Genomic DNA, 5,681 nt, shown 5'->3' on the forward strand with positions numbered 1-5,681 from the left:
CGGCGTGCGCTCCCCCGCCGTGGCCGGCGGCGCGGGCAGGGCCGTCTCGGCGACGAGCTCCTCGAGCAGCGCGGCGAACTCGTCGCCGCCGGTCGACACCTCGAGGTCGTCCGCGCGCGAGGGCTGGAGCCGGTCGCCGTCGTCGGCGTCGTCGAGCAGGGCCGCGATGCCGGCCCGGCGCGAGGCCGGGAAGCGGACCGCGGCGGCCGTCGCGGGCGAGGGCGCGGAACCCGTCAGCTCGACGACGGCCTCGTAGTGCTGGCGCCCGAACAGACCCTTGATCCCGCCCGTGATGACGCGCTCGGCGGAGACGATCCGCACGTCGGGCCCGTGGGCCCGACGCGCCTCGGCGAGGATCGCCTGCAGGCTGTCACCCTCGAGCCGCAATCGCCTGGGCATCGTTCACCACCCCGACCGTCTCGACGAGGGCGTCGCCCGCGACGACCTCGGTGTAGGACAGCACGGGCAGGTCGGGCAGCTGCGTCGCGGTGAGGCGCCGCACGGCCGGGCGCAGCGCCGGGGCGCACACGAGGACGACGTCGTCGCCGGTGCGGCGCGCCGCGGTGACGCGCTCGGTCACCGACGTCCGGAACGCGTCGAGGCGCGCGGGGTCCACGACGATCGTCGTGCCGTGCTCGCCGCCCGGCTGCCGCCCGGCGAGCAGCGCCTGCTCGAGGCCCGGCGCGATCGTCAGGACCTTGATCGTGCCGCCCACGGTGTGGCGCGCGGGGATCGCGGGACCGAGCGCGGCGCGCGCGGACTCGACGAGGTGCTCGGGCTCGGTGGAGCGCCTGGCCGCGAGCGCGAGCGCCTCGTAGATCCGCGGGAGGTCGTTGACGGCGACCTGCTCCTCGAGCAGCCCCTGCAGGACGCGCTGGATCTCGGCCAGGGAGAGCAGGGCGGGCGTGAGCTCGTCGACCGCCGACGGGTTGGTCCGCTTCACCTCGTCGGTGAGCACGCGCACGTCCTCGCGCGAGAGCAGGCGCGCGGCGTTGGCGGTGATGAGCGCGGACAGGTGCGTGACCAGCACGGACACGCGGTCGATGACGGTCGCGCCGGCCATCTCGGCGCTGTGGCGCATCTCGACGGGCACCCACTTGCCCTCCATGCCGAACACGGGGTCGACGGTCGTCTGCCCGGGCAGGGTCGCGAGGGCGTCGCCGAGGGCGAGCACCTTGCCCGACGGCGCCTGGCCGCGACCGGCCTCCACGCCCGCGATCCGCACGGCGTAGGTCGACGCGGGCAGCTCGATCGAGTCGCGCGTGCGCACGGGTGGCACGACCACGCCGAGCTCCATCGCGATCTTGCGGCGCAGCGCGCGCACGCGGCCCAGCAGGTCGTCGTGCGCCCCGGTGACGAGGTCGACGAGGTCGGGTGCGAGGAGGATCTCGAGCGCGTGCACGCGCATCTGCTCGATGAGGTTCTCGTTGCTGTCGGGCGCGCTCGCCTCGCTCTTCTCGAGCTGCTCGGCCGCGGCGCGGGCGAGCTCGGCGCGCCGGTGGCTCGCGCGGACCTGCTGCGCGGCGACGAGGAGCCCGACGCCGAGCACGAGGAACGGCAGGCGCGGCATGCCCTCGATGAAGGCCATGGCGATCGAGGCGACGCCCGCGATCGCGATCGCCTGGCTCGACTGCACGAGCTGGTTCGACGCCTGCGAGCCGACGTCGCCCTCGTCGGAGTTGGAGCGTGTGACGATCATGCCGGTGGCGACGGCCATGAGCAGCGCCGGGACCTGCGTCACGAGGCCGTCGCCGATGGTGAGGATCGCGTACGTGTCGATCGCGTCCATGACGGGCATGGCGTGCATGACGACGCCGATGACGATGCCGCCGACGAGGTTGATGATCGTGATGACGATGCCCGCGATCGCGTCGCCCTTGACGAACTTCGAGGCGCCGTCCATCGCGCCGTAGAAGTCGGCCTCGGCCGAGATCTCGGCGCGCCGCGCCCGCGCGTCCTTCTCGCTGATGAGGCCGGCGTTGAGGTCGGCGTCGATCGCCATCTGCTTGCCGGGCATCGCGTCGAGCGTGAAGCGCGCGCCGACCTCGGCGACGCGCTCGGCGCCCTTGGTGATCACGAGGAACTGGATGACGACCAGGATGAGGAACACGACCATGCCGATGACGAAGTTGCCGTCGACGACGATGTGGCCGAACGCGCCGATGACCTCGCCCGCGTAGCCGTCCCCGAGCACGAGCCGCGTCGACGCGACGTTGAGGCCGAGCCGGAACAGCGTCGCGACGAGCAGCAGCGACGGGAACACCGAGAAGTCGAGCGGCTTCTTGACGAACATCGACGTCAGGAGGATCACGAGCGACAGCAGGATGTTGACGATGATCAGCACGTCGAGCACCGGCGCCGGGACCGGGACGACGAGCAGCAGCACGATGCCGACGACGCCGAGCGGGACGGCGATCATGCTCAGGGACTTGTTTCGCACGCGGAACGCTGGTCCTTCCGGTCCTGGGGCGGCGCCGCGGGTGCCGCCGGGACGCCCTATGCGCGGGCCCCGCGCGGCAGCAGGCTCGCGCCCGGAGGCGTCCGCAGCGGTGTCCGGGACGGTGTCCGAGGCTGCTGGGGCTCTGCGTCAGGCGGCACGCGGCTCGTCGGCCGGCTGCTCCTCGGCGGGCGGCCACTCCCCCGGCGCGATCGCCGGGCGCGCCATCCGGTGCGGCACCGACGAGGCGGCAGCGCCCCGGCGCGCGAGAGCCATGACGAACGCGAGCACGCGCGCGACCGCCATGTACAGCTCGACGGGCACCTCCTGCCCGACGTCGCACGCCTTGTGCAGGGCGCGGGCGAGCGGGACGTCGCGGACCATCGGCACGCGGCACTCCTCGGCCTTCTCGCGGATGCGGGCCGCGACGTGGTCGGCGCCCTTGGCGACGACGCGCGGCGCGGAGCGCCCGGGCTCGTAGCGCAGCGCGACGGCGACGTGGGTCGGGTTGACGACGACGACGTCGGCGTCCGCGACCGACGCGATCATGCGGTTGCGGGACATCGCGCGGGCCATGGAGCGGCGCTGGGACCTCACGAGCGGGTCGCCCTCGCTGTTCTTGTGCTCGTCCTTGAGCTCCTTCTTCGTCATGCGGGTCTTCTTGCGGTTGCGCTTCGCCACGACGAGCAGGTCGAGCACCGCGAGACCGATGCCCGCCACGACCGCCCACACGAGCAGGGACCGGACGCCGGCCCCCGCGGCCTCGAGCAGCGACGCGACCGGCAGCCCGCCCGCGGAGAGCAGGACCGGCATGAGGGACTGGACCACGACGTAGAGCACGACGCCGATGACGACCGTCTTGAGCAGCGCCTTGGCGCCGTTCCACAGCGCCTGCGGGCCGAAGGTCTGCTTGAACCCGTTGACGGGGTTGAACTGGTTGAACTCGCCCCGGAGCTTCTTGAGGTGGAGCCCGCCCTGGGACACCGAGGCGACGAGCACCGCGAGGGCCGTCGCGCCGAGCAGGGGCGCCATGGTCGGCACGAGCGAACCCAGGCCCTCCTGCGCGAGCTGGAGCGCGACGGCGGGCTCCGGGTTCTCGATGACGGTGCGCAGCGAGAACACCTGCTCGGTCGCGGCGTCCGAGGCGGCGCCCAGCACGAGGGGGACGACGGCCGCCGCCGCGGCGACGCCGACCCAGGCCGTGAGGTCCTGCGACTTGCTCAGCTGGCCCTTGGAGCGGACCTCCTTCATCTTCCGCTCGGAGGCCTGCTCGGTCCTCTCCTCGGTGGTGTCGGCCATCAGCCCACCCCTCCCATCCGTTCGAGCGCCTGCCCGGTGAGGGTCGACACGACGTGCGGCAGCGCGACGAGGACCGTGCCCACGAGGGCGAGCGTGAGGAAGATCTTCAGCGGGAAGCCCATCGCGAAGGCATTGAGCGCGGGAGCGACGCGGTTGACGAGGCCCAGGCCGACGTCGGCGAGGAAGAGCACCACGATGATGGGCCCCGCGATCTGCAGCCCCGCGAGGAACGACCCGGTGAGCGCCTCGACGAACGACTCGGCGGGGATCGCGACGAGGGACCCCACGGGGACGGCGTCGTAGGAGCGCGCGAGCCCCAGGACGACGAGCTGGTAGGCGTCGGAGGAGAACATGAGCACGACGGCCGTGAGCGCGAACAGGCGCGTGAACTGCGCGCCGTTGACGTTGGTCTGGGCGTCGAACGCCATCGCGAGGGAGAACCCGCCGAACAGGTCGAGGTACGACCCGGCGGAGGTGATCGCGGAGAACACGACCATGACGAGGGCGCCGAGCACGGCCCCGGTGAGCGCCTCCGCGACGAGGTACCCGACGAACGTGCCCGTGCCCGCGGGCACGTAGTCGGGCGACACCTGCGTCGAGACGACCAGGCCGAGCGAGACGGCGAGGATGGCACGCACCTGGCGCGGGATCGCGTTGTGCGAGAACGGCGGCGCGAGGACCATGAACGCGGCGATGCGCACCCCCGCGAGCATCGTCGCCTCGAGCCACGCCTGGTCGACGGCGAGCTCCACCGGTGTCAGCCGCCGTCCAGCAGGGTCGGGATGAGGTCGAACATGGCGTGCGTGAACGTCACGAGCTCGCCGATCATCCAGTTCCCGCACAGCAGGAGCGCGACCGCGGCGGCGACGGCCTTGGGCACGAACGAGAGCGTGATCTCCTGGATCTGGGTCACGGACTGCACGAGCGAGACGGCGAAGCCGACGACGAGCGCGGTGACGAGCACCGGCGCGGCGAGCTTCGCGGCGAGGATCATCGCCTGCGTGGCGACGTCGAGGACGGCGGTGGTGTCCACGGCTACCCCACCCCGTACGTGCCGATGAGCGACGTGGTGATGAGGCCCCACCCGTCGACGAGGACGAACAGCAGCAGCTTGAACGGCAGCGAGATCATCGTGGGCGGCAGCATCATCATGCCCATGCTCATGAGGGCCGCGGAGACGACGAGGTCGATCACGAGGAACGGCACGAAGACGACGAAGCCGATGATGAACGCGGCGCGCAGCTCGGAGATGACGAACGCGGGCACGAGGGTCGTGAAGGGGACGTCGGCGGGGTTGCCCGGGTTCGGCAGGTCCGCGGCGCGCGTCATGAGCGCCAGGTCCTCCTCGCGCGTGTGCGCGAGCATGAACTCGCGCAGCGGCACCGACCCCGCCTCGAGGGCCTGGGAGAACGTCGTCGTGCCGTCGAGGTAGGGCTGCACCGCGGCGTCGTTGATCTCGCCGACCACGGGCGCCATGACGAACAGCGAGAGGAACAGCGCCAGGCCGGCGAGCACCATGTTCGGCGGCACGGTCGCCGTGCCGAGCGCGTTCCGCGTCAGCGCGAGGACGACGAAGATCTTGGTGAACGACGTCATCATGAGCAGCAGCGTCGGCGCGAGCGACAGCAGCGTGATGCCGACGAGCGTGACGAGGGACGACGACGGCTCGCCGTTCGGGCCGTTGATCTCCACCGAGATGCTGTCGCCCGCGTCCTGGGGGTCCGCGGGCGCGACGGGTGCCGCCGGCGCGTCGGGGTCGACGGGCGCGGCGCTCGCGTCGGGCGCGAGCAGCACCGCGGCGGCGACGAGCAGGGTCACGAGCAGGACGGCGAGCAGGAGCGCGCCGTTCCGCCTCCCGGCAGCGGTCATCGCCGCCCGCCCAGCACGGCCTGCGCGGCCCGGCGCCAGGTCTCGCGCGCCCGGAACGTCTCCCACGCGCTCGCGC

Annotated in this window: 6 protein-coding genes; all 6 read right to left on the bottom strand. The window is 72.5% G+C overall.

Annotation, left to right across the window (positions count from 1 at the left end; all coding sequences use genetic code 11):
* On the bottom strand, nt 1–399 hold a 399-nt coding region (locus JZ5iCDA_RS15105), incomplete at its 3' end, for a hypothetical protein (RefSeq protein WP_216093460.1).
* Complete coding sequence (locus JZ5iCDA_RS15110; protein WP_069387901.1) at nt 371–2,419, bottom strand: flagellar biosynthesis protein FlhA; 2,049 nt, start codon at nt 2,417–2,419, stop codon at nt 371–373. The genes JZ5iCDA_RS15110 and JZ5iCDA_RS15105, both read right to left, overlap by 29 nt.
* 168 nt (nt 2,420–2,587) lie before the next feature.
* Nucleotides 2,588–3,736 carry an EscU/YscU/HrcU family type III secretion system export apparatus switch protein gene (locus tag JZ5iCDA_RS15115; protein WP_069387902.1) on the bottom strand — a complete coding sequence of 383 codons (1,149 nt, stop codon included), beginning with the start codon at nt 3,734–3,736 and terminating at the stop codon, nt 2,588–2,590.
* Nucleotides 3,736–4,488, bottom strand: coding sequence for a flagellar biosynthetic protein FliR (locus tag JZ5iCDA_RS15120; protein ID WP_069387903.1), 753 nt, complete (start codon nt 4,486–4,488; stop codon nt 3,736–3,738). Before JZ5iCDA_RS15120 ends, JZ5iCDA_RS15115 begins: the two co-directional genes overlap by 1 nt.
* Nucleotides 4,489–4,493: 5 nt before the next feature.
* Nucleotides 4,494–4,769 (bottom strand): flagellar biosynthetic protein FliQ, encoded by a 276-nt coding sequence (locus JZ5iCDA_RS15125; RefSeq protein WP_069387904.1) that lies wholly within the window; start codon nt 4,767–4,769, stop codon nt 4,494–4,496.
* 2 nt (nt 4,770–4,771) lie between these two features.
* Entirely contained in the window at nt 4,772–5,605 is an 834-nt protein-coding gene (fliP, locus tag JZ5iCDA_RS15130; protein WP_069387905.1) for a flagellar type III secretion system pore protein FliP, read from the bottom strand.
* Nucleotides 5,606–5,681: the final 76 nt, after the last annotated feature.

Origin of the sequence: Cellulosimicrobium cellulans, from assembly GCF_001722485.1 — a bacterium.
GTDB lineage: Bacteria > Actinomycetota > Actinomycetes > Actinomycetales > Cellulomonadaceae > Cellulosimicrobium > Cellulosimicrobium cellulans_A.

Coding starts and splice junctions, on each gene's coding strand:
- JZ5iCDA_RS15110 (WP_069387901.1), bottom strand. CDS start 2,419: ATGATCGCCGTCCCGCTCGGCGTCGTCGGCATCGTGCTGCTGCTCGTC.
- JZ5iCDA_RS15115 (WP_069387902.1), bottom strand. CDS start 3,736: ATGGCCGACACCACCGAGGAGAGGACCGAGCAGGCCTCCGAGCGGAAG.
- fliP (WP_069387905.1), bottom strand. CDS start 5,605: ATGACCGCTGCCGGGAGGCGGAACGGCGCGCTCCTGCTCGCCGTCCTG.